Raw genomic sequence first — 23,997 nt, 5'->3', positions numbered from 1 at the left:
CTTCTATGTGCAATACACACCATACCCCATTTAAAGGCCTACATCATGAAGGCCATGATGAAGAACATAAAACTTGGAGCAGACGCTCATTTTTACAAGCAATGGGCATCGCTGGCTCTGGCTCTATGATGTTAGGATCGAATATGCTTTCGGCATCTGCGCCATCGCCCTTATCAGCCGCTATTTCTGGAGCGGAGACAGATAATATACTTATACTCATTCGCCTATCTGGCGGTAATGATGGCCTAAGTACCGTAATACCCATAGAACAATATGATAGTTATGCAAATGCCAGGCCCAACATTTATGTACCGGAAAGTAAAATCTTAAAATTGACCGATGAATTTGGTGTACCATCTTATATGAGTGCTCTGGCACCTATGTGGGAAGAAGGGCAGTTTAAGGCTGTACATGGTGTAGGTTATGAAGGACAAAGTCTATCACACTTTACCGGCTCGGATATTTTTGCCAATACTGATATAGAAACAACAGGTTTTAGCGGTTTAAATACCGGATGGATGGGCAGGCACTTTGAAAGTATTTACCCAGATTATTTGGTAAATCCGCCAGCGGCACCGGCAGCCATTCAAATTGGTCAATTCGGTAGTTTGGTCTTTCAAGGGGACGAAACTAATTATGCCTTTGTAACATCAAATGTAGATCAATTAGAAGAAATTGCAGAATCTGGTGTAGTATATGGTCTAGAAGATAACTTGTTCAATGATTGTATGTATGGTGATCAACTTAAATTTTTAAGGGGCGTTGCCAACACAACCTATGAATATTCCGGTATTATACATGATGCTTATACACGTGGGCAAAACCAAGTTGAATATCAGGATAATAGTTTTGCACGCCAATTGGCACTTATTGCAAGACTGATCAAAGGTAACTTAGGTACCAAAGTATATATGATTTCTATGGGTGGTTTTGACACACATGGTAATCAACCACAGACTCATGCCAAATTAATGACAACTTTATCTGTTGCGGTAAATAATTTCTATGAAGATATTGCCTTTACCCAACAAGATGACAAAGTGTTGAGCATGACTTTTTCTGAATTTGGAAGACGTATTTTTGAAAACGGATCAAATGGTACCGATCACGGTAAGGCCACACCAACATTGTTCTTTGGATCAGGCTTAAATGGTAGTGCATTTGTAGGTGACCACCCCACCTTAGATGATCCGGACGGAAGGGGAAATTTAGAATATACCATGGATTTTAGGGACTTATATGCCACTGTTCTTGCTGAATGGTTGTGTGTAGATATACCTTTGGTAGAAGCTCATTTACTGAACTACAAACCATATGTACCGGTAGATTTAGGATTTAGCTGTAGCGGCGAAGCTTTTCCTGACATTGCATATAGTGATGGTGAAGTTACACCGCCGGTTTACCCGGACGAAGAATCACAATCCCCTATAACTCCAGATTTGCTGAACGCCGTGGTTCATAAACCATTTTACCCAACAGATAGTACACCACATATTTACCTGGAAATGCCATTTTCTGCACATGTAGATATTCAGCTATATAATATTTTAGGACAAAAAGTAGGTACCATTTTCAATGAGATGATGTTTGAAGGTTCTACCGAAATAAATATACGAGAGCGCATGCCCGAACAGCTATCAACAGGTAAGTACATTTATCGTATCAATGTACAAAACCAAAATATGAGTAAATCAGTGATGGTAGCTTAATTTGTTTCCCAAATGTAAAAAGCCCTATTCAATTTCTTTGAATAGGGCTTTTTAATTATGTTAACTTAGAATTGTTCATTTTAGACTCGAACCGCAGTTCCTTTTTAACCCTGTGATTTTTGTCCTTGTAAAGTCTTACCACATCCTCTTTACTGGTACTAGAGTTTTCAATGGCCTTTTCTATTTCGTCCAGACCGTTGTCCAATAAAATTTTTTTAGAATTACCAACACCCATATCTTATATGTTTAGATTAAAAAATAAGTTTTTTCTTACAATAGAACTTTTTTTTAATCGTTTTAGTATAATTTTCAATTGTGACATCAGCTTTTACGTCCATTGACAAACAAATGTTGACGTCGGTTTCAATAAAACGAGAACTTCAATTGTTTGGATAGTAGTAATTCTCCCCGCAAATTCAGTATTTTTGTGGCCTAATTAATTTTTGATGTCCAATATTAAAACACCCTCTAGATATACGATTACCGCAGCATTACCATACACAAATGGTCCAATACACATTGGTCATTTGGCCGGTGTTTATGTGCCTGCAGATATTTACGCCCGTTATTTAAGATTAACTGGTAAGGATGTCGCATTTGTTTGTGGTAGCGACGAACATGGCGTAGCCATTTCAATGAAAGCCAAAAAAGAAGGAGTTACCCCTAAAGATATTATTGACAAATACCACGCAATTATCAAACAATCCTTTATGGATTTTGGTATTACGTTCGATAATTATTCTAGAACCTCTGCGCCCGTTCATCACAAAACAGCGTCAGATTTCTTTACGACACTCTACAAGAAAGGAGACTTCATAGAGGAAACTACGGCTCAATTATATGATGAGGAAGCCCAGCAATTTTTAGCTGATCGGTTTGTAATAGGTACGTGTCCAAAGTGTGGAAATGAAGAAGCATACGGTGATCAGTGTGAAAATTGTGGATCTAGTTTAAATGCGACGGATTTAATAAACCCGAAGTCGACCAATACCGGAACGGTACCGACCACCAAGGAAACAAAACACTGGTTCTTACCATTAGACAGATATGAGGATTTTCTTAAAGATTGGATATTAAAAGGGCATAAAGACGATTGGAAACCAAATGTTTACGGCCAATGTAAATCTTGGATCGATGGTGGCTTAGAGCCAAGGGCTGTCACCAGGGATTTAGACTGGGGAATACCTGTACCTGTTGAAGGTGGAGAAGGCAAAGTATTATACGTATGGTTTGATGCCCCTATAGGGTATATTTCATCTACCAAAGAATGGGCTGCCCGTGAAGGTAAAGACTGGGAACCCTATTGGAAAGATAAAGACACTAAATTAGTTCACTTTATAGGAAAGGATAATATTGTTTTTCACTGTATTATTTTCCCATCCATGCTAAAGGCAGAAGGAAGCTATATTTTACCGGAAAATGTACCGGCAAACGAGTTTTTAAATTTAGAGGGCAACAAACTATCCACATCCAAAAACTGGGCGGTTTGGTTACATGAATACTTAGTGGATTTTCCAGAAATGCAAGATTCGCTACGTTATACACTTACAGCAAACGCTCCAGAAACTAAGGATAATGATTTTACTTGGAAAGATTTTCAAGCACGTAACAACAATGAATTAGTTGCCATTTTAGGTAATTTCATTAACAGGGTAGTTGTACTGACCAACAAATATTATGATGGTAAAATACCAGCTACAGGTAGTTTAACCAACGTTGATACTGAAACCCTAGAACAATTAACAAAATACCCTGAAATCATTTCAAGTTCTATTGAGCGCTACCGTTTTAGAGAAGCTGGTCAAGAATTAATGAATTTGGCTCGTTTAGGTAATAAATATTTAGCCGATGAAGAACCATGGAAGGTCATCAAGGTAGATGAAGAACGCGTAAAAACAATTATGAACGTGGCTTTACAAATAGCTGCAGGTTTAGCTGTTTTAAGTGAGCCATTTTTACCATTTACTTCTAATAAATTAAAGAATATTTTAAATCTATCTTCTTCTGGGACTGAGCGTAGCCGAAGTCTTAACTGGAAAGATGTTTCTAATAAAGAAGCATTATTGAAACCTGAACATCAAATAAATAAAGGAGAGTTACTTTTCAGAAAAATTGAGGATGCCGAGATACAAACTCAGTTAGATAAATTAGAAGCGACCAAAAAAGCCAACGAGAACGAAAACAAACAAGTAATGCCACAAAAAGATACGATTACCTTTGATGATTTTTCTAAATTGGATATGCGAGTAGGTACCATTATCGAAGCTGAAAAAATGGCGAAAGCCAAAAAGCTTTTAGTACTTAAAGTTGATACCGGATTAGATGTTAGAACCATAGTTTCCGGTATTGCAGAAAGCTTTAAACCAGAAGAAATAGTTGGTAAAAAGGTAACAGTGTTAGTCAACCTGGCACCAAGAGCATTGCGCGGTGTTGAAAGTGAAGGTATGATTCTAATGACTGAAAATGCCGATGGAAAATTGGTATTCGTCAACCCAGATGAGGATGGAGTTGGTAATGGTGAAGGGATAAATTAGCACACAATTTTTATACATTTAAAAAGCCTTGGTGAAATCTTCACCAAGGCTTTTTATTTTATCATATTATATCATCGCTTAATACTGATCTAGCATGCGTTTGTCTTTAAGAGCGTATTTAGATTTAATGATACGCTTAACCGATTTAGATTCATAAACGTCATGTAACCTTTTAGCAACGTCTAATTTTAAGGATGCCGAACGTCTATTTGCTTGAATGTTAAATGACTTTCCAGTAGAGTTGTTTGTCACGTTACCATCTGCATCATAAAACTCAGATCTTACATAAATACCATCTTCATAATATTCAATTAAAAATAGTTGCCCATTTGCTAAATAACCTTCTACCGTTATAAGAATATTGTTCTCATAGTTATAATTGAAATATTCCGCTAAAACTCCTTCTACATAGTACTCTTCATAAGAAACATCACCTAAATCATTGTAATAAAATGCTACAGACAAGATTCCATTCACATCATAACCTTCTGAACTTAACCTATGCCCATTTTCATCATTTTCATAGAGATACGTATAGTAAATTGAACCTAAATCAAAATACTCAGTTTTAATTAAGTAGCCAGTTTCGTCATAATAATCGATCCAATTGAGTTCGTCTGAAGCATCGTATGAACGTGTTTCTTTAACAAATCCATTATCATGAAATTCATAACTTAAATAGTCAGTTAAAACCCCATCTTCGTCAAAATATTCAGTTTTTTGAATTGCATAATATCCTGTAGAAAGTATGACCCAGCTATTGGCATATGAAAAAGTAATTTCCGAATTGTAATTATACTGATTTATCATTTCAACATATGAACCATCAGTTTTATAAGTGGTGCTATAAGTTAATACTCCATTATTAAAATTTTCAGAAGTAAGTAAATATCCTCCTTGTAAGGTTCGTACTTGCTGAAAACCATCACTATTTGTAAAAGTATTGGCAACTACCAATTCATTTTCATCATACATAAAATTGTTTTCGAATGAAGAAATATAATCTTGACCTACCGTATTGCTTTCAATATTTAATTCCGTAAGAGTAAATGCATCACTATAGCTTAACGCCCAAACTTGAGTAGAACTGGACACGCTTTCATATGGCAAATCATTTTGATATTGCGATGAATACTCGCTACTAGAGGAATTACTGATTTCTGAAAAATTTTCTTTCTCATTATATTGATAATTAGTAGTTATTGTATAATTCCTATTAGAATAAAACTGCCCTAAAACATCATTAGTTTCAGAAACATCAATTATCGATTGAGATTTAAGTTTTCCTTCTTCATATGTGTTTATATAGGTTTTCTCTTGACTATAAACATTGGTTTCTTCGGTAAAACTTTCTATATATGTTAAAGCCTTGTTCTCTTCATTCCATTCAGAAATTTGAAAAAGATGTTCTGAGTTTGTTGCTCCACTATCAAATACAAGTTGTTCCACTTGATTGTTTAAATTATAAACCAAATCAAATGATTGTGAATATGAACTTATAGGATAAAAAGCTATGTCCCCTAAAAGTTTCTGACTTACATATGAATTGGTAAACTTAACAGGCAACCCTACCTCATTATAGGCAGAAAATGTAAGTTCATTCAAAACTCTTCCTGAATATCTTAAAATGATTGTAGTAGAAAGTAATGAACCATCTGCATTAAAAACATTTTTATAAACAGCTGACTTTGGTACATCAGAAGCATATAGAGACTCAAGAAGAGGCAGTAAATGTGTTAATGCCAAATTCTCCTGTGGAGTATATTCTAAGCCCAAAGCAGTTGCCATATTCGCTGCAGCTGTTTCAGGATAAACAATCTCTAAATAAGCCCCCGTAAGTTGAGATACATTAATAACTATATCTGCTAGTGTAGATGATATGCTCCCTGAAAAATTTACATCTTGTACGCCCAATGTAGCGGTAACATCCGCCTTTAAATTAATACCATTTGTGTGATTTTGATCATCATCTAACGTTTGCAAAAAAGCCGCTATGTTTTTTGCTATCGGACTTTCAATACTCGCACTAGCATCTGCCACCTTAGCAATATCTATTGGTGTAATTTCCTCTTTTGCAATTACAGAGCCTAATACTACTTCACCTACCTTAAAGGTGATTTCTTCCCCTTCAACATATGAAAACTCTCCATTCTCATTGGTAACTCCGTTTTGGGTAGCGGTTTCAAAAGATAGTCCTTGGACGGCAGCATCAATAAACTTACCGGTCAATACCGTAACAGAAGTAGGTTCATTGGGCAGCTCTTGCTCTTCTGGTTTTTCTACTTGTGTTTCTTCTACTGTGTCATCGTTTTTATTACACCCAATGGTGAGCAGCACGGCACAGAAAATAGTTAATACTTTTACTTTCATAATGGTTTAGTTTTAGTTAATGATTATTAAAATATAATTTCAGCTATACCACATAACTGGATTATTATATACCATAACCGGGGGAGAATTATACAGGGGAGATGCTATTGACAAATAAATACCTTGTACAGCTTGATTTCAATACCTAATAATGGGTATTTTTAAAAGTTCTAAACGATTTTACATGCAATTACTGCCCTTTATACTTAAACACACCCAACTGCCCGAAAAAGGAATACAGAATACCATTGAGCTTTTAAATGCCGATTGCACCATACCTTTTATATCTAGATACCGTAAAGAAAAAACCGGAAATTTGGATGAAGTACAAGTGGGAGCCATTGTTCAATTCAAGGAACAATTTGAAGCGCTTGAAAAACGCAAAAAAGCAATTATAAAGGCGGTTGATGAGCAAGGCGTACTTACAACGGAACTACAACAAAAATTTGAGCGCGCTGAAGACCTTACCCAATTAGAAGATCTTTATTTGCCTTTCAAAAAAAGCAAAAAAACAAAAGCCGAAGTTGCCCGTAAAAACGGACTAGAGCCTTTGGCAAAAATCATTATGGCGCAACGTAATGATGATATTGAGTATACGGCTTCTAAATACCTTAGCAATAGTGTTGAAAATGAAGATGATGCTTTAGAAGGTGCACGCCATATTATTTCTGAATGGATCAATGAAAGAACAGATATTAGAGCATCTATCAGATCTCAATTAGCAAGATTTGCCATTATTAGCACCAAAGTAATCGGTACAAAAAAAGATGATGAAAAGGCGCAGAAATTCCGTGATTATTTTGATTGGAGCGAGCCTTTGAACAAATGTCCGTCACACAGATTATTAGCCATACTTCGCGCCGAATCTGAAAAATTCATTCGGGTTAAAATTGAATTGGATGATGAACGATTATTAGACCGAATAGAAAACAGAATTATAAAAACAAATAATGCCTGTGCCCAACAAATTGAAATGGCTTTGGCAGATGCCTATAAGAGATTATTGTTTCCTTCTTTATCCAACGAACTTTTAAAAGCGGCAAAGGAAAAAGCAGACGATGATGCCATTGCTGTTTTCTCTAATAATCTAAGACAATTATTACTGGGCGCACCTCTAGGCGAAAAACGTATTCTTGCCATAGATCCTGGGTTTAGAACAGGCTGTAAAGTGGTTTGTTTAGATGCACAGGGCAATTTGGTACATAACGAAACTATTTATCCGCATGCGCCACAAAATGATGTTGCTGGAGCAATCAAGAAATTAAGTTCATTGGCAAATGCATACAAAATAGAAGCAATTGCTATTGGCAACGGCACAGCATCAAGAGAAACAGAACAAGTTGTAAAGAAAGTACTATTCAACAATCCCGTAGAAGTTTTTGTAGTGAGCGAAGCTGGTGCCTCTATCTATTCCGCATCTAAAATTGCGCGAGAAGAGTTTCCAGATTACGATGTTACCGTACGTGGCGCCGTTTCTATTGGTAGGCGTTTGGCTGATCCACTTGCCGAACTGGTAAAAATAGACCCTAAATCTATTGGTGTAGGGCAATACCAACATGATGTAGACCAAAACAAGCTAAAAACTTCGTTAGATACGGTAGTTGAAAGTTGTGTGAACTCCGTCGGCGTAAATATCAATACTGCCAGTGTTCCCTTATTGAGCTATGTATCTGGTATTGGTCCTAAATTAGCGGAGAATATTGTAAGCCAAAGAAAGGAAAAAGGAGCTTTTAAAAGCCGAAAAGATATTATGGATGTTCCTCGTTTAGGCGGCAAAGCGTTTGAACAAGGGGCAGCATTCCTACGTATTAAAGATGCGGAAAATCCGCTTGACGATTCTGCCGTTCACCCAGAGAGTTACGGTATCGTAAAACAAATGGCAAAAGATAAAGGAACCGAAATTCTTTCCTTAATTGGCAACAAAACGCTCCTTAAAGACATTGACCTTCAAAAATATTGCACCGCCGAAGTTGGATTACTCACCTTGGAGGATATACGTTCAGAATTGGAAAAACCTGGACTAGACCGTAGAGAAAAGGCAAAGGTGTTCACCTTTGATCAAACTATTAAATCGATCACCGATTTACACAGTGGGCAGTTACTACCAGGTATTGTAAACAATATTACCAACTTTGGGTGTTTTGTGGATATAGGTATAAAGGAAAGCGGATTGATCCATGTTTCAAATCTTTCGGACAGCTTCGTAAAAGATGTTAACGAGCATGTTCATTTACATCAACAAATTATTGTAAAGGTATTAGATGTTGATGTTTCAAGAAAAAGAATTCAATTGAAGCTTCAGAAATAGAAATGTAATGCTAAAAATAGCCTATCACCCTATTTACAAACATCCATTGCCGGAAGGGCACCGGTTTCCAATGCTAAAATATGAACTGCTACCACAGCAACTTATTCATGAAGGCACATGTACCGAGGCTAATTTCTTTGAGCCAGAAATACCAAATGACAAGTATATTGTAGCGGTACACGATCCTGAGTATTTCTATGATTTGTTGAACATTATGATTTCGCCAAAAATGGCACGGAAAATAGGTTTTCCGCTATCGGAAGAACTGGTAGAACGAGAACGTATTATTGCCGACGGCACCATACGAGGTTGTGAATATGCATTAAAAAATGGCATTGCCATGAATATTGCCGGTGGCACCCACCATGCCTATAGCGGCCATGGTGAAGCCTTTTGCATGCTCAACGACCAGGCTATTGGCGCAAGGTATTTGCTGAATAAAGGGCTGGCGAAAAAAATTCTCATTGTTGATCTGGACGTCCACCAAGGCAATGGAACTGCAGAAATATTTCAAAATGATGAGTCGGTCTTTACGTTCTCTATGCATGGGGCTAGTAACTACCCGTTCAAAAAAGAAGAATCTGATCTTGATATTGCCCTACCAAAAGGAACCAACGACGAGACCTACCTTTCTACTTTAAAGAAAGAATTACCCCAACTAATTAAAAATGAACAGCCAGATTTCATCTTTTATCTCTGCGGCGTAGACATTCTTGAAAGTGACAAATTAGGAACTTTAGGAATGAGTGTAGAAGGATGCAAAAAACGGGACGAGTTTGTTCTAAGCACTTGCCATAGACTAAAAATACCCGTACAATGCAGCATGGGCGGTGGTTATTCCCCAGATATCAAAATCATTGTAAATGCCCATGCAAATACGTTTAGAATAGCCCAGAATCTTTATTTTTAAAGAGATGCGGAATGTTTAGAGCAAAACATTGTTTTAAATTGACTATATTCTAAAGCACCATAACTTTAAATTTGCGGTATGAAAAATCTAATAATCCTTTTGGGAATAACTTTTTGTCTTTCATTAAATGCGCAAGACTCCATTAAAGACTCCACAGAAACCCGTTGGAAGATGTTTACCCATGATTTGGGCAGTATGGTTGGTGGTGTAGGATACTCATACGCACGCCCTTTTCATTGGAAAGGTAATCAATGGGCGCAATTTGGGGCTGTAGTTGCAGGTACCGGATTAGTTTACTTGGCAGATGATGAAACATCTCGTTTTATAAGAAATAATAGAGAAGGTATACCTAAGGTTGTTCGTGATTACGGTGAATTCTACGGAAGTCCTTCAAACAATTATATAGCTACTTCTGGTGTTTATGCTGTAGGTCTAATAACCAAGAATGAAAAATTAAGACGTACAGGGGTGCTCTTAGTATCATCGGCCACTTCTGCAGGTCTTTTACAACAAGTTTTAAAATCTGTAGTAGGTAGGGCAAGACCTTTGGCAAATTTAGGCAAAGACACTTTTGACCCGTTCAACTCTAGCAGAAACTTTCATTCGTTTCCATCTGGGCATGCCCTACTTGCATTTACGAATGCATATGCTATAGGTAAGCAATTTAAAAATCCGTGGGTAAAAGCCGGTATATATACTATTGGTGCCATACCGGGAATATCTCGTGTTTGGGATGGCCAGCATTATTTAAGCGATATGGTATTTGCCTTTGCCATAAGTATTGCTACCGTAGAGTCTATAGATCGATATCTAGATAAAAGGTATGATGAAAAATATAACGACCATACCAAAATGGTAAGTTGGAATCTCAATTTTGGACCAGGTCAATTGGGTGTTACCGTTAATTTTTAAATCGGACAAATATCCATTACTAAGAATCTAACATGTATAGTGCAAACTTAATTTTCCAATAAGGCACTTTTTCTTCAAAATATTCAAAATAGTCTTTTAACCCTGTAGCATCGGTTAGTTCTATTTTGGCTTTTTCTATTTGTGCTATTTCTTTAGCGTCAACAAACTGATCTAAATCTAGCTCCTCACCTTCGGCATGCTGTTTCATTAAATGTCCGTAAATGGTATTTTCAGATAGGTTTCTTTGGGCGGCTATCTCAGAAACCGATAATCCATCAGAAAACAATTCAAAAGTTTGATCGTGAGTTTTCTTTTTAGATTTTTTAGTGCCTACATGCTTTTTAATTTCCTGTAAAAACACATCGGCATACTTCTCTAGTTTCGCCTGCCCTACTCCGGACACCTCCATAAATTCCGTTTCGTTCTTAGGTAATTTGGCTTCCATATCCTTTAAACTGGCATCACCGAAAACTACATAGGCAGGAACATTCTGTTCCGTTGCTATCTGTTGTCTGAGCAATCGTAACTTTTCGAACAAGTCAGTTTTCTTAACTTTTGATTTGGCAACCGCTTTTTTCTTTTCTTTTTCTTTCTGAAGCACGGCCAATTGAACCTTTTTACCTGAAAATAATACTTCTTTTGCCTGAGGGGTCAAGCCAAGCCTGGCACCTTCCCTAAAATTAATATTCAACACACCTTGGTTCAACAATTGAATAACATATTGCTGTAAGTCTAACCAAGAGACATCTTTCACGGCACCATAGGTTTTTATATTCTGATATCCTTTTTCCAATACCTGTGCATTCTGGGCTCCTCTTAAAACATCTATTACCATTCCCATAGGTTCGCGTTCCTTTAACCGTGCAACCCCGGAGCAAATTTTTTGAGCCAACAAAGTAGCATCAAAATAAGCAGGTGGCGAATTACAGATATCACAATTACCACAACCTTCGCTAACCTGTTCTCCAAAATAGTTCAACAAGGCAATTCTCCTGCAACTCAATGCCTCTGCAAATTGCTGCATACGCTCTAACTTGGCATATTCAACATCTGCATTTTCACTTTGGGTAATGAACCTACGTAATTGTGCTACATCTGCAAAACTGTAGAACAACAACGCATGAGCAGGGAGACCGTCGCGACCACCACGACCAATTTCTTGATAATACCCTTCAATATTCTTGGGTAGATTATAATGAATTACCCAACGTACATTACTCTTATCTATACCCATACCAAAAGCAATGGTAGCCGCAATAATGGGAACCTTATCCGTAATAAATTCTTCTTGAACCGAAGAACGTTCATCAGAGGACATACCTGCATGATATGCTTTAGCATTAAAACCGGCATTACGTAATTTCTCGGCAATAGATTCTGTACTTTTTCGGCTTAGGCAGTAGATGATTCCGCTTTCATTGGGTCTATCATCTAAAAAATCTAGAATATGTTTTATTCTATCCTGAGCGGGTTTTACATCAAGATATAGATTAGGCCTATTAAAAGATGCCAAATGACGCTTGGCATTTACAATCTGTAATTGATCTGCGATATCATCTTGTGTAGTCTTATCCGCAGTTGCAGTAAGCGCCATAACAGGAATATTGGGGAATCTTCTTTTTAATCCGCCTAACTGAGTGTAAGCAGGTCTAAAATCATGACCCCATGAAGAGATACAATGTGCTTCATCTACGGCAAAAAGACTAATCCTTAAGTTACCTAGAATAGTATTAAAAAAACCTAAACTCTCTGGAGCTACATAAAACAGCTTCAACTCGCCTCGTTCTAACTTCCCTAGGATTTCTTGTTGTGTTTCTACGGACTGTGAGCTGTTGTAATATTCTGCTGGAATTCCGTTTGCCTTCAGCACATCTACCTGATCCTTCATCAATGCTATCAGCGGTGATATTACAATCGCAGTACCTTCAAGTGCCAGTGCCGTTAATTGATAACAAAGAGACTTACCACCACCTGTAGGCATAATTGCCAATACATCTTTTTTACCAAGTGCATCTTCAATTATAGATAACTGATTCGGTTTAAACGAATCATAACCAAAATGTTTTTTTAATAATGGTAGTAGGTCCTTTTCTATTGCTATCATGTTCTGCAAAAATAGTGTTTGAAATTGTCTTAACTAGATGATCGTTCAATATTACTTACCTAACATCAACAACTCATTACACCGTATTTCGGTAATGTATCTTTTTTCACCTTCCTTGGTTTCATATGAACGGTGGGTAAGCTTACCTTCAATGGCTACTTGTTTTCCTTTAGCCAAATAATTCTCTACAATTTCGGCCGTTTTTCCCCAAGCAACAATATTGTGCCATTGGGTATCATCAACCTTTTCGCCTTTTGCGTTCTTATAACTATCTGTGGTCGCTATTGAAAACTTAGCTAGTTTAGTACCTCCTTCTAAGTTTACAATTTCTGGGTCTTGACCTAAATTTCCAATTAACTGTACTTTGTTTTTTAATGCGTTCATTTTACTAATTTTTATAGATTTAAAGTTTTTAAAATCCAAGCCTGGTTGACTTGACACTGCAAACCTAGAACAGCATTGATATGAAATTCGGGTAATAAACGTTTACTGTCGTTTGTATTCGTTTACAGTCGTTTAAAAATGTTTTTATAACTGATTTACAATTACTTAAAAAATATAATTACTAGTAAGTAGAAAGTTTAAAAAGAGAAATAAATTGCATAAAAAGTAGTGTAACTTAAATCTTACGATACAACCACCAGTTCATATCCCTAGTAAGTTCATACCCTAACTTCTTATAAAGTGGTATTGCCAAGTTTCCTTTATTGGTATGTAGAATAGGCTGCTTATTCTTTTTCAAAATCTCTTTTGTTGTATGAGCTATAAGTTGTTTTGCCAAACCTCTTCTGGTATAATCAGGATGGGTTACCACGGCACTTACCTCAATAAAAAGATTGGTCTGCATTCTTTGGCCAGTTATGGAAACCAATTTACCATCCTTAAAAATTCCGTAATAATTACCCATTTTAAAAGTTCTTCTACGGTAATAACCGGGCATTACCAACCATACCAAATCATACACCTCATCTATATATTCATCGCTCAACAGAACTATATCTTCTGTTATCAAAACATCTGACAATTCATTTAATACCATTTGGCAACCATCAACTTTCTTCTCTAAAATTATTTTAGTTTCATCTACTACTGGTGTTTTATTTTCTGAAACAAAAAAGAAACTGTCGGTAGTTTTTGAATATTGTTTTGAAGCGTTCGCAGTTTTTCCTTCATCAAAAAAAGCTCCAAAAGTGCACACCTCTTGATCATAGAATTGCACTCCATCGTATTCAACACAAAACTTTTTATGTGTTTCATTTAATGCATACCAAACAGGGTTTTTAAGTTGTGTATCTAAGTCTGCCATTGTAACAAAATTATAATCATTGCCAAAATATTGATTCCTATCTCAACTATACATTTATTAAATAAAAAATGTGAAAAAATCGTTTTATCAGCAAACTATCATAAAGATAATTGTAGAATTCTCAATTAAATATCATAAATTCAAGGAGAAAGAGGCATCAATAATATAGCAATGCAAATATAATCTGAGCTCTCAATCAATTCTCAAGCATTAGATGAATACAATTGATTTTAGAAACTTAATACCATTAATATTCACGTCAATTTTTGGCGTTTTTGGTGTTTACCACCTTCTCTCTTATTTTGTTCTAAGGCACAAGATATTACTCTACTATTCTATTTTAATATTCGGGTTGACCTTGCATTGGAGTTTATCTATTTTTTTAAAGGGTGCTTATAGTGACCAAATTCTCTTAATTGCTGAAAAAGCTACGCTTACCACGGCAATGATTTCCACTTTTGGATTATTAATGTTTACTAAAAGCTATTTGAACATTACCAAAAACAACCACCCAAAGTTATCTGCAGTCTATAGCGCATTTTCAATTATCATGATATTTCTACCTTGTGTGCACATTTTAAATAATTTGTTTACTAAAGTTAATTGGTTGAATACCTCTTTTGTAATGCTGGCTGCAGTTACAGCGCTTTCAACTGCACTCTTAAGTCTATTTTCAGGACTGCGTTTATATCATGCAGAAAAATTCAATAAATACTACTTATACTCTTATTCCCCATATTTACTTGGCTCTATATTTTATATTGGAGCATGGTTTTTACAGAAATATTATGAAATAGATTCAAACCTTATCATATTGATTACTTCCACTCTTGTTACACTACAATTAATTCTTTTCTCCATTTTGGTCAGTTATAAGTATAAATCTATTGAAGATAATACTATTAAAATTCAAATAGAGGCGAACAATAAACTGGTAACCGAAGTAGCAAAACAGACCAAGCACTTGCAACTAGCCAAAGAAGACTTAGAAAACCAAAACAGAGAACTTGAAAAGGTAAATAAACTTAAAAACAAATTATTTTCGCTACTTACCCATGACGTTAGGGGTCCGCTGAATAACGTAAGTACGATCATTGAAATGATAGAAAGCCAGTTAGATGAAAGTGACCTGAAGAATATTACGATTAAATTAAAAAATGAAGTAATTGAAAGAATTTCTATGGTCAATGTTTTGCTAGATTGGTCTTATAAGCAATTAGAAGGGGTGACTCTAAATAAAAAAAATTGCGATTTAGCTACACTTTTTAAAAGTATAAAAAATGAGTTTCAACGTATGGCAGATGATAAGGCCATAGAAATAGAGCTAGACATTTCTTGCCATGAACTCTTTATTGATGAAAACATGTTGAAAGTTATGCTCCGTAATTTAGTTTCCAATGCCATAAAGTTCAGTGAAAAGGGTCAAAAAGTACTATTGACTTCTGAATGCATTTCTGACAATGTGGAAATAAGGGTCAAAGATTTTGGACTGGGTATGCATACGAATTGGCATGACGACTCAAAAAACAAGAACAACCATAGCGCTATGGTTCGTGAAGGTACCAGTGGGGAAAAAGGCACTGGTTTTGGGTTAATGATCACCAAAGATTTCGTAGAAATGAACGATGGAGAAATAATTTGTAAAAGCGAAATCAATAAGGGCACCGAATTCATTTTACGTTTTAAAAAATCTAAGGCTGGTGAATGAATTAAATTCTAATTTAAGCTTCACCTTCTAAGGACATTAACCTTTGAAACTCTGCAACGAACAAACCAACTTCATAACCGTCCATTAAAGCATGATGGGCGTGTATTGAAACGGGCATAGTCCTTTTCTCTCCTTCACCCGTCATTTTACCAAATGAAATCTTGGGACAACTGTCTGCAAATTCAAAATGTCGTGCATGGGAAACAGACGTAAAGTCTAACCACGGCATACTAGAGCAATGTAGAACGTTTAATCCGCATTCAGGCAGTTCCAATCCAGTTGATTTCCTTACATCTGCAATTACTTTATTGGCCGCATCTCTAAATTCAATAAAAGACGTTTTATACTTAATATAAGAGAAACCAAAAGTACCGTTATCTCTACCAATGGTAGGTGATGCATGAACCTCATCATACTCAAAAACCTTACCCTCTTCAATACGATATTTAAACGGGGCAATGGAATTTGCCGCCTTTAATGTTCTATGTAAATAAACAAGAAAGAATGAATTACCGGTTTGTTTGGCATAATCATAAGCTTTAGAACAGTTAATCTTAACGGTTACACCATGAAAGGGCTCACTGAACTGCGAAAAAAACTTAAAATGACCCGCTCTATTCCACTCAGCTATATCTATTTCCTTTTTCATCTATGTTCTATACTTTGACAATAAGTTATCATCGGTTTCTTGCGGCATTAAATATACAACCTCAAATTTCAATTTAAAATTATGATAACTTGTGTCTTTTAAATAAAGAACGTTACTTCACTTTTATTAATTTATTTTACTAAAAATACTATGGAAGAAAACAAAGATCAATGTGTTACAGATATTATTGTGGCAAACAATGGGCCGTTAAAAATCAAAGGAAATTTAAAGATTCAATTAGCATCGGGTGAAATTGTCACCAAAGAAGGGACTACAGGTTTTTGTCGTTGTGGTGTCTCGGAAAACAAACCATTTTGTGATGGATCGCACAGAAAAATAGAATGGCAAGGGTAGGCTATTTTACATCATACAAATCTACGTATAAAGGGTAACGGTCACCCATTGTAATGAACATAGGTACAATACTATATTCAACTTAAAATTACCGGTAATATTTGTAGTTGTAAAAAGGTCAACAAAAATTGAAAATTACATTTGTTGTTCTAACTCAAGGCTATCTGCTGCCTGTAGTGCTTTCTTAATAGCATTGCTCCACAGTGCATAGCCTTGTTTGTTTAAATGTAATCCGTCAGAAAGGTATAATTCTGGTATCGGTCTATTATCCGTAGTAATCATTTGTGCAAATACGTTGATATATTGCGCGTTCAGCTCTGTAATGAAATATTTTGATAGCATTAGGTTGGTCTCCATAATCAGTGGAATTAATGCCTCACGTTCTACACTGGGCTTTAAACTGATCAGCGCAAGCTCTACTCCAGGATATTTATGCTGTATTAAACCAACCAATTCCATACACCCAGAAAGTACTTCCTGTGGAGTTTTACCTTCGTTTAGGTCATTCTCGCCTGCATATAGCACAATTTTTGAAGGATTGGCATCGGCAAATATTTCATGAAAATAATGAATACACCAAGCAAATGTAGATCCCCCAAACCCTAAATTTACCACATTAAACGGACTAAGATCTCTTTTCATGTTTACCCACAAACGTACCGAAGAGCTACCATAAAAAGCTATTAAATTCTCTTGAGTCTCTAATTTGGCTACTCTCCTTTTCAATCTTTTGATTTCATTACACCAAATGGCAGGCGGTTCTTCTAAACTGTCCGCCCCAGAAGAAGAAACGTTTAATTGTTCTGCCCTTTCTATGGCCTGTTGTACATAACCAACGTATTTCTTTTGGTATTCTTCCATAAACGCATACAAATCCGCATTACTTTTAGAAGGTACTTTTTCGCTCAACAAAAAAGGTTCTTTTATTGCACAGTAATATAAAGGCCTACCTATTCTATGATCAAAATTTACCATGACCACGGGTATAATATAAGGTTCAGGCTCTGTATGCAGTGCCAATTTAAACGCGCCCATTTTAAAAGGTCCGGGTGATTCATCGGTTCTGTATGAAGTACCTTCTGGGCTAATGATCAAATTATAATCTTGTTGTAAATGTTTTGATGCTTCCCTATAAAATATACTTCTTGCCTCTTCTTTACTATTGGCACTAGGTTGTTCGGACTCTTTGGTATATACATTTATATAACCAAGATTGTCATAATAATTCTGATGGCCATATTCTTGCCCTTGCCCAATACGCACTGTCCTTATTCCTGGCTCTTTATATTTTTCATATAATACCATTGCACTTAAAAAATGTGAATCTAAAGTAATCTGAAAATTATTGTTTAGGGTATAGTATGGGTCGTTCAAAAGATGGTTATAAATAAAGATATTACCAGAATCATTGGGCAAATTCTCTTTCCCCTCAATAATATACGGTACATTTTTAAAAACTTTAATAGTCTCTTCTGCACATATCTTTCTGTTCAGTTTTGGATTTTTACCGCTCTTTTCCGCTACGCTTTCATAAATTTGCTGTAAACCGTTCACAAAATCATGCTCTTTTTGATCTTCAACCAGTAGCTCTAAGCTTAAAGATGCAATATGACGTTCTAAGGACGATCCCTTTTTTACCAACGTGTTCAAAGCATCATAAGCCAGTGGTTTGGTCGTAATACTCTTTAATAGATGAGGCACTTGGTGTAAGGGCGATGACAGTAATAACCGAGACTTATTATTTTTGATCAATTGATATACCGCTTGTAAATTATGTTTGCCCAATAAACCGACATAACGAACAAAAGCGGCGTTGAGCTGGTTGCCCATAAGCCAAAGTAATCGCTTAAAGAATTGACCTTCAAAGACATCGTCATCTTTAAACAATTTCATTAAATCACCTTCAGGAATAAAATAGGCAGAGGTCTTTGTATTGGTTATTGCCGAACAAATATCTTTTTCCTTTAATAGACAAGACCATCCAAACACAAAACCAGAATTTTTAATAGAGCGTTGTTTGATCTCGATAGTGTTCTCTATTCTTTTAATAGTCACTGCTCCATGGATCAATATAAATAACCCGTTACTAGAGCCGTCCTGTACGTACAATACCTCATCTGGCTCATATTCTCTTCGCTCTGCCAATGCGGCCAAAGCTTCCAAGTTTTTTTCCTCGAAATAATCTAAAAACGGTGAGCGCCTCATTAACGAAACAATTTCTTCTTGTTCAGAAACAGGCGATATAAAAAACTTCCTGTCTTCCACAAAAGGTTGAAATCTTACAGGACTCAGTAATTCTGTTTGCTTTGACAATGCCGTATGTAGAACACGGTACAACTTTGCCCCAATATTCTTCAATAATATATTTTGATGTCCTTTTTTCAAATACGCTTCCAAATCTTGAAACGGAATTTCAAAGAATGAAGCTTTTGGGGAAGCAACGGTAGCCTTATAAGTAAACCTTTTGGGAGTATTGAAACCGTTTAGGCCAACAGTAGAAAATGGCTCTGAGTTTTGGCAAACCAGAATATCGCTTTCCGGATTATCCAATGAAATATAGTAGTTGACACTACCTTCCAATAACCATCTAAATGTTTTAACCTTTTTATGAATATAACTGATAGCATATCCTTTGCTATAGGTATTTATTTTTCCTTTTGGAAAATATGTTTTCAATTTGTCAGTAGTAATCTCTTGCCTTAAAAGTCTATTATTGTGTATCATACTCCTTCTAACTTAACCAGATAAAGTTGAAAAAAGAAGTGTTGTCAACATTAAAACCAATTTGTCATTTTAACAAATTGATATTGACGAAAAAGATAAAATATACCCCATTAAACTTAGAATAACTAAATTCAATTTTTAATGTTCTGTTTTACTATCTTACCTACCCTTAATTAGAATTCAATATTCTGTGAATACACTAATATTAGATAAAACCTTTAAAGGAGAGAACTACACAAGCCAAGGACTACCAAAGGCAGAATATGAAAACTGCATTTTTAAAGGTTGTAATTTTTCTAAAGGATATTTAGACAACCAAATTTTTCTGGAATGCGAGTTTATTGATTGTAATCTTAGCAATGCCAATATAGTAAACACCACATTTAACGAAGTAAAATTTTCGCATTGTAAACTTATGGGTTTAGCGTTCCACACCTGCAACAGTTTTTTAATGAGTTTTGCCTTTTTTGACTGTAATTTAAGTTTTTCCATTTTCACGGATTTAAAGTTGGTAGGTCAACTTTTTAACTCATGTAAACTTGAAGAGGCAGATTTTAGTGACTGTGATTTAAGCAGTGCCAAATTCATGGACTGTAACTTAAAACGTACCGTCTTTTCAAGAACAAATTTACAAAAGGCAGATTTTAGCACTGCAACCGATTTTAGCATAGACCCAGAAAACAACACGATTAAAGGTGCTATATTTTCAAAAGATATGCTCGAAGGATTATTACATAAATACCAATTGAAAATCTTGGAATAACACATGAACAAAGACATTAAATTAAAAATTATACAGGTTTGCGATGCTAAAATAGCTGCTAAAGGAGAAAATGTAGGGTTGTCTTTCTATGCTTTTTTCAAAAATAAAAATGACAATCCGGAGCTTTTAATGGAGGTGGCCAAGTGGTGGATCTTAGAGCATAAACTAGACCATTTTGAAAAAGCGGTAAAAATCAAACAGATGATACAAGCTTTTAAGTAATAGAACTATGAAAAACTCATTTCTAATTTTGGCTATCATTGTTATATTAACCAGCTGCAGCAAAGAAAAACTAAGCCGTAAAGATGTTGTAACCACATACTATAAAGCTTTAGACAGTGGTACGTACAACAGAATTAAAGAAGTTGTCAATGATAGTGTTACAATAGTTTCCGGTGATTATGTCATGCCATTTGACAAAATTGGTTTTTACGAATTTTATAAGTGGGATTCTATTTTTGATCCGTCATATGAAATACTTGAATTGAGCGAAGAAAACGATGACATTATAGTAACTATACGTCAAAAGAACATCCGTAATTCGTTTTTAAAAAACAATCCTTTACAATTGAAAGTCAAAGTTTCTTTTGCTTCAGGAAAAATTTCAAAGTTTAAAGAGTTAGATTATATTGATGTAAATTGGGATACATGGAACCAAACTAAAGATTCGTTAGTTAGTTTTATTAAAACAAAGCACCCAAAACTAGATGGTTTTGTAAATGACATGACTATGAACGGCGCTACTAATTACTTAAAAGCGATTGAGTTGTTTGAAAAGTAAGAATCAATAAGATTGAATCCTAACAATGAGAAAACTTTTAAGTTTATTCTTATTTATATTTTTAACTGTTTTGTTAGCTGGCTTATACGGTATTATCCATAATCAAGTAACATTTAGCATATCTTCTGAATACTATACACATTTCAAATTTATTCAAAATGACCTTCCAGAATACTTTACACAACCAGCAAGATTAGGTGCCAGTATAATTGGCTGGAATTCTACTTGGTGGATAGGGCTAATAATTGGATTTATCCTTGGGTTATTATGGATATGGAATGATATTCTTACAACTAAAGATAAATTTAAAGCATTGCTAACAGTTTGTATTACTGCTATTATGTTCGGTTTCATAGGATTTCTAATTGCTTACTTTCAATGGCAACCAAAAAGATATTATGAAGTCATTAATCTTCCTAATTATGGAAAAATTAATGATGATTCGCTTCAAATAATGACTTCGCCTTATGCATTTTTAAGAGCAGAAACTATTCATAATTTCAGTTACCTAGGAGGTTTAATTGGGTTATTAATTGGAGTATTTCAACTTTGGAAAAGGAAAAAACAATTTGAACAATAATATAACTCACTTTTCTTTATCTTAAAAATAAAATTTAGACGATGAGTCAACTTACTTAAACAAAAGAATTCGTTTATCATAACATCCTTTTTTTTTATTTATCGATTCGTATTAACACTTATTTAATTTATTTATCTTTCGCACATATTTAATTTAAAAAACAACAATTTTTTAACTGATTATTAGTCAAAACGTTAACCATGAAAAAAATCACTTTATTAGTAGCATTATTTACAATTGGGTTTACTTACGCCCAATCACCATTAGAAGAAGGAGCATTACAGGCAAATGCTGGAGTAGGCTTCTCAGGATGGGGCGTACCTATTTACGCAGGTTTAGAATATGGTGTTGCACCAAATATCTCTGTTGGTGGTGAATTATCTTATCAAACTTACAATCACGGTAGTGGTTTTGGTAGCGATTTTAAGAGCTCCATATTTGGTATTACAGGTAATGGTAATTACCATTTTAATGAAGTATTTGAAATTCCAAGTCAATGGGATTTATATGCCGGTGCTAATTTAACTTACTATAGCTGGTCTACTAAAATTGACGGCAACACCGTTGATTATGGTGGTGCAGATAGTTTTGGTATAGGTTTACAAGTTGGTGGCCGCTATTTCTTTGATGACAACTTTGCAATAAACCTTCAAGTAGGTGGTGGTAATGTTGTAAGTGGAGGAAGAATAGGAATCACTTACAAGTTATAAAAACACTTTTCATAATAATATAAGGGTGGCTTACAACAATGTAAGCCACCCTTTTTCTTTATATTACATTTAACGTTTAAGTTAAAACGCAATGAACAAAGTACACCACACTGCCATAATCTGCTCTAATTACGAGGTTTCAAAACAATTCTATTTAGATGTATTGAGTTTAGAAATAATTCGTGAAGTTTATCGCGAAGAACGTCAATCTTACAAGTTAGATTTGGCTTTAAACGGAGATTATATCATTGAACTGTTCTCTTTCCCTAATCCACCAAAACGACCGTCAAGACCAGAAGCATGTGGTTTACGCCATTTAGCTTTTGAGGTAGATGATATAGAAAAAACAATTGCCCATTGTAAAAAACATCAAGTTATTGCAGAGCCTATAAGGGTAGACGAGTTCACTAATAAACGATTTACTTTCATAGCAGACCCAGATGACTTACCTATAGAGTTTTATGAAAAATAAGTAAAACCGTTTGTAAACGTTTAATTTGTATCTTGTTACAAATATGAACTCATGAAACTATTACTGCTTTTCTTTCTTTCAACAACTTATTTTTTACAAGCACAAAACACAATATCCTTTGAAGAAGGCATGATGAGTCCTGCCGCAACGCTAAACGATATAGAATGGCTAGCGGGGCATTGGAAGGGAGAAGCATTTGGTGGAATTGCGGAGGAAATTTGGAGTCCGCCCGCAGATGGTTCTATGATGTTCTCATTTAGGTTATTGGATAAAGGCGCGGTCAGTTTTTATGAATTCGGACATTTGATTGAAATAGACGGTACTCTAATTCTTCAACTAAAACATTTTGATGGCAATTTAAGTGGCTGGGAAGAAAAAGATGAAAACATAGATTTTAAGCTTGTAAAAATTGAAGGAGATAAGTTTTACTTTGATGATTTTACCATTGAACGCATATCTGATCAAGAGATAAACATGTATGTGCAGGTCAGTGAAGAAGAAGGATCATCAAATGAAGTAACATTTAATTACCACAGACAATAAATGGAAAGAGCATGTTTAGAATGTGGGAGCAAGGTCATGGGCAGAATAGACAAAAAATTCTGTAATGACCAATGCAGAAATGCATATAACAACAAGATTAATCCTGCCAGTAAAAACCTCATTAGAAATATTAATAATAAACTTCGCAAAAACTACCGTATACTTGACAGTTACAAGTTAAAGGACGGTAAAACAAAAACCACCCGTATGCGTTTAATAGATAAAGGATTTGACTTTGACTTTATCACCAATCTATACACCACTAAAAAAGGGACTACTTATTACTTTCTATATGATCTAGGATATCTACCCTTGGACAATGATTTTTACATGATCGTAAAAAGGGAGTAGTAGGTTGTTGGTTGTTGGTTGTTGGTTGTTGGTTGTTGGTTGTTGGTTGTTGGTTGTTGGTTGTTGGAATATAAACTTTATAAAAAAAGTCTCCTTTTAAGGAGACTTTTTTTATAGGTGTACTTCTTACTTTGTACTTCTTACTTTGTACTTCTTACTTTGTACTTCTTACTTTGTACTTCTTACTTTGTACTTCTTACTTTGTACTT

Annotated in this window: 22 protein-coding genes; 15 read left to right on the top strand and 7 right to left on the bottom strand. The window is 35.2% G+C overall.

All coding sequences use genetic code 11. The features are described from left to right. The first annotated feature begins 5 nt into the window (after positions 1 to 5). Complete coding sequence (locus PXC01_RS05355) at positions 6 to 1,709, top strand: DUF1501 domain-containing protein (protein ID WP_276471298.1); 1,704 nt, start codon at positions 6 to 8, stop codon at positions 1,707 to 1,709. Between the two features lie 55 nt (positions 1,710 to 1,764). Here PXC01_RS05355 and PXC01_RS05350 read toward each other — a convergent pair whose 3' ends face one another. Further along, a complete protein-coding gene (locus PXC01_RS05350) occupies positions 1,765 to 1,944 on the bottom strand; it encodes a hypothetical protein (protein ID WP_276471297.1) in 180 nt (59 codons plus the stop codon). Between the two features lie 211 nt (positions 1,945 to 2,155). Here PXC01_RS05350 and metG point away from each other — a divergent pair, with 211 nt between their 5' ends. Continuing rightward, positions 2,156 to 4,243, top strand: coding sequence for a methionine--tRNA ligase (gene metG, locus PXC01_RS05345; RefSeq protein WP_276471296.1), 2,088 nt, complete (start codon positions 2,156 to 2,158; stop codon positions 4,241 to 4,243). A 78-nt stretch (positions 4,244 to 4,321) separates the two neighbouring features. Here metG and PXC01_RS05340 read toward each other — a convergent pair whose 3' ends face one another. Then, on the bottom strand, positions 4,322 to 6,613 hold the full coding sequence (locus PXC01_RS05340) for a toxin-antitoxin system YwqK family antitoxin (protein WP_276471295.1): 2,292 nt from the start codon (positions 6,611 to 6,613) through the stop codon (positions 4,322 to 4,324). A gap of 184 nt (positions 6,614 to 6,797) precedes the next feature. Between PXC01_RS05340 and PXC01_RS05335 the strand changes: the two genes are divergently transcribed. From PXC01_RS05335 to PXC01_RS05325, 3 genes are all read left to right on the top strand, one after another. Next, on the top strand, positions 6,798 to 8,921 hold the full coding sequence (locus PXC01_RS05335; protein ID WP_276472108.1) for a Tex family protein: 2,124 nt from the start codon (positions 6,798 to 6,800) through the stop codon (positions 8,919 to 8,921). Between the two features lie 7 nt (positions 8,922 to 8,928). Beyond that, a complete protein-coding gene (locus PXC01_RS05330; protein WP_276471294.1) occupies positions 8,929 to 9,831 on the top strand; it encodes a histone deacetylase family protein in 903 nt (300 codons plus the stop codon). Positions 9,832 to 9,909: 78 nt separating this feature from the next. Further along, positions 9,910 to 10,743, top strand: coding sequence for a phosphatase PAP2 family protein (locus tag PXC01_RS05325; protein WP_276471293.1), 834 nt, complete (start codon positions 9,910 to 9,912; stop codon positions 10,741 to 10,743). A 19-nt stretch (positions 10,744 to 10,762) separates the two neighbouring features. Here the strand turns inward: PXC01_RS05325 and recQ are convergent, their stop codons facing one another. From recQ to PXC01_RS05310, 3 genes are all read right to left on the bottom strand, one after another. After that, positions 10,763 to 12,847 carry a DNA helicase RecQ gene (gene recQ / locus PXC01_RS05320; protein WP_276471292.1) on the bottom strand — a complete coding sequence of 695 codons (2,085 nt, stop codon included), beginning with the start codon at positions 12,845 to 12,847 and terminating at the stop codon, positions 10,763 to 10,765. Between the two features lie 51 nt (positions 12,848 to 12,898). Then, positions 12,899 to 13,231, bottom strand: a complete 333-nt coding sequence (locus tag PXC01_RS05315) for a single-stranded DNA-binding protein (protein ID WP_276471291.1) — start codon at positions 13,229 to 13,231, stop codon at positions 12,899 to 12,901. A gap of 235 nt (positions 13,232 to 13,466) precedes the next feature. Next, positions 13,467 to 14,153: a GNAT family N-acetyltransferase gene (locus PXC01_RS05310; protein WP_276471290.1), complete on the bottom strand. Its 687-nt coding sequence runs from the start codon at positions 14,151 to 14,153 to the stop codon at positions 13,467 to 13,469. A gap of 214 nt (positions 14,154 to 14,367) precedes the next feature. Between PXC01_RS05310 and PXC01_RS05305 the strand changes: the two genes are divergently transcribed. Further along, entirely contained in the window at positions 14,368 to 15,861 is a 1,494-nt protein-coding gene (locus PXC01_RS05305) for a sensor histidine kinase (protein ID WP_276471289.1), read from the top strand. A 13-nt stretch (positions 15,862 to 15,874) separates the two neighbouring features. Here PXC01_RS05305 and PXC01_RS05300 read toward each other — a convergent pair whose 3' ends face one another. Then, complete coding sequence (locus tag PXC01_RS05300; RefSeq protein WP_276471288.1) at positions 15,875 to 16,510, bottom strand: CatA-like O-acetyltransferase; 636 nt, start codon at positions 16,508 to 16,510, stop codon at positions 15,875 to 15,877. A 150-nt stretch (positions 16,511 to 16,660) separates the two neighbouring features. On the opposite strand from PXC01_RS05300, the gene PXC01_RS05295 reads away from it, so the two are divergent. After that, the gene (locus PXC01_RS05295) at positions 16,661 to 16,864 is read left to right on the top strand and encodes a CDGSH iron-sulfur domain-containing protein (protein ID WP_276471287.1); all 204 of its coding nucleotides are present in this window, start codon (positions 16,661 to 16,663) and stop codon (positions 16,862 to 16,864) included. A 135-nt stretch (positions 16,865 to 16,999) separates the two neighbouring features. Here the strand turns inward: PXC01_RS05295 and PXC01_RS05290 are convergent, their stop codons facing one another. Beyond that, positions 17,000 to 19,588, bottom strand: a complete 2,589-nt coding sequence (locus tag PXC01_RS05290) for a cyclic nucleotide-binding domain-containing protein (protein ID WP_276471286.1) — start codon at positions 19,586 to 19,588, stop codon at positions 17,000 to 17,002. A gap of 190 nt (positions 19,589 to 19,778) precedes the next feature. Here PXC01_RS05290 and PXC01_RS05285 point away from each other — a divergent pair, with 190 nt between their 5' ends. The 8 genes from PXC01_RS05285 (at position 19,779) to PXC01_RS05250 (ending at position 23,788) form a co-directional block, all read left to right on the top strand. Continuing rightward, positions 19,779 to 20,351: a pentapeptide repeat-containing protein gene (locus PXC01_RS05285; protein ID WP_276471285.1), complete on the top strand. Its 573-nt coding sequence runs from the start codon at positions 19,779 to 19,781 to the stop codon at positions 20,349 to 20,351. Between the two features lie 3 nt (positions 20,352 to 20,354). After that, complete coding sequence (locus PXC01_RS05280) at positions 20,355 to 20,573, top strand: DUF6500 family protein (RefSeq protein ID WP_276471284.1); 219 nt, start codon at positions 20,355 to 20,357, stop codon at positions 20,571 to 20,573. A 7-nt stretch (positions 20,574 to 20,580) separates the two neighbouring features. Beyond that, positions 20,581 to 21,132: a hypothetical protein gene (locus PXC01_RS05275; protein ID WP_276471283.1), complete on the top strand. Its 552-nt coding sequence runs from the start codon at positions 20,581 to 20,583 to the stop codon at positions 21,130 to 21,132. A gap of 25 nt (positions 21,133 to 21,157) precedes the next feature. Further along, positions 21,158 to 21,712 (top strand): hypothetical protein, encoded by a 555-nt coding sequence (locus tag PXC01_RS05270; protein ID WP_276471282.1) that lies wholly within the window; start codon positions 21,158 to 21,160, stop codon positions 21,710 to 21,712. 200 nt (positions 21,713 to 21,912) lie between these two features. Continuing rightward, positions 21,913 to 22,422 (top strand): outer membrane beta-barrel protein, encoded by a 510-nt coding sequence (locus PXC01_RS05265; protein WP_276471281.1) that lies wholly within the window; start codon positions 21,913 to 21,915, stop codon positions 22,420 to 22,422. A gap of 91 nt (positions 22,423 to 22,513) precedes the next feature. Continuing rightward, positions 22,514 to 22,894, top strand: coding sequence for an SMU1112c/YaeR family gloxylase I-like metalloprotein (gene gloA2 / locus PXC01_RS05260; RefSeq protein WP_276471280.1), 381 nt, complete (start codon positions 22,514 to 22,516; stop codon positions 22,892 to 22,894). A 51-nt stretch (positions 22,895 to 22,945) separates the two neighbouring features. Beyond that, positions 22,946 to 23,437 (top strand): DUF6265 family protein, encoded by a 492-nt coding sequence (locus PXC01_RS05255; RefSeq protein ID WP_276471279.1) that lies wholly within the window; start codon positions 22,946 to 22,948, stop codon positions 23,435 to 23,437. After that, positions 23,438 to 23,788, top strand: coding sequence for a hypothetical protein (locus PXC01_RS05250; protein ID WP_276471278.1), 351 nt, complete (start codon positions 23,438 to 23,440; stop codon positions 23,786 to 23,788). Positions 23,789 to 23,997 lie beyond the last annotated feature (209 nt).

Origin of the sequence: Maribacter huludaoensis (assembly GCF_029350945.1) — a bacterium.
Classification (GTDB): Bacteria; Bacteroidota; Bacteroidia; order Flavobacteriales; family Flavobacteriaceae; genus Maribacter; species Maribacter huludaoensis.
This window is presented reverse-complemented; position numbering and strand designations above follow the sequence as displayed.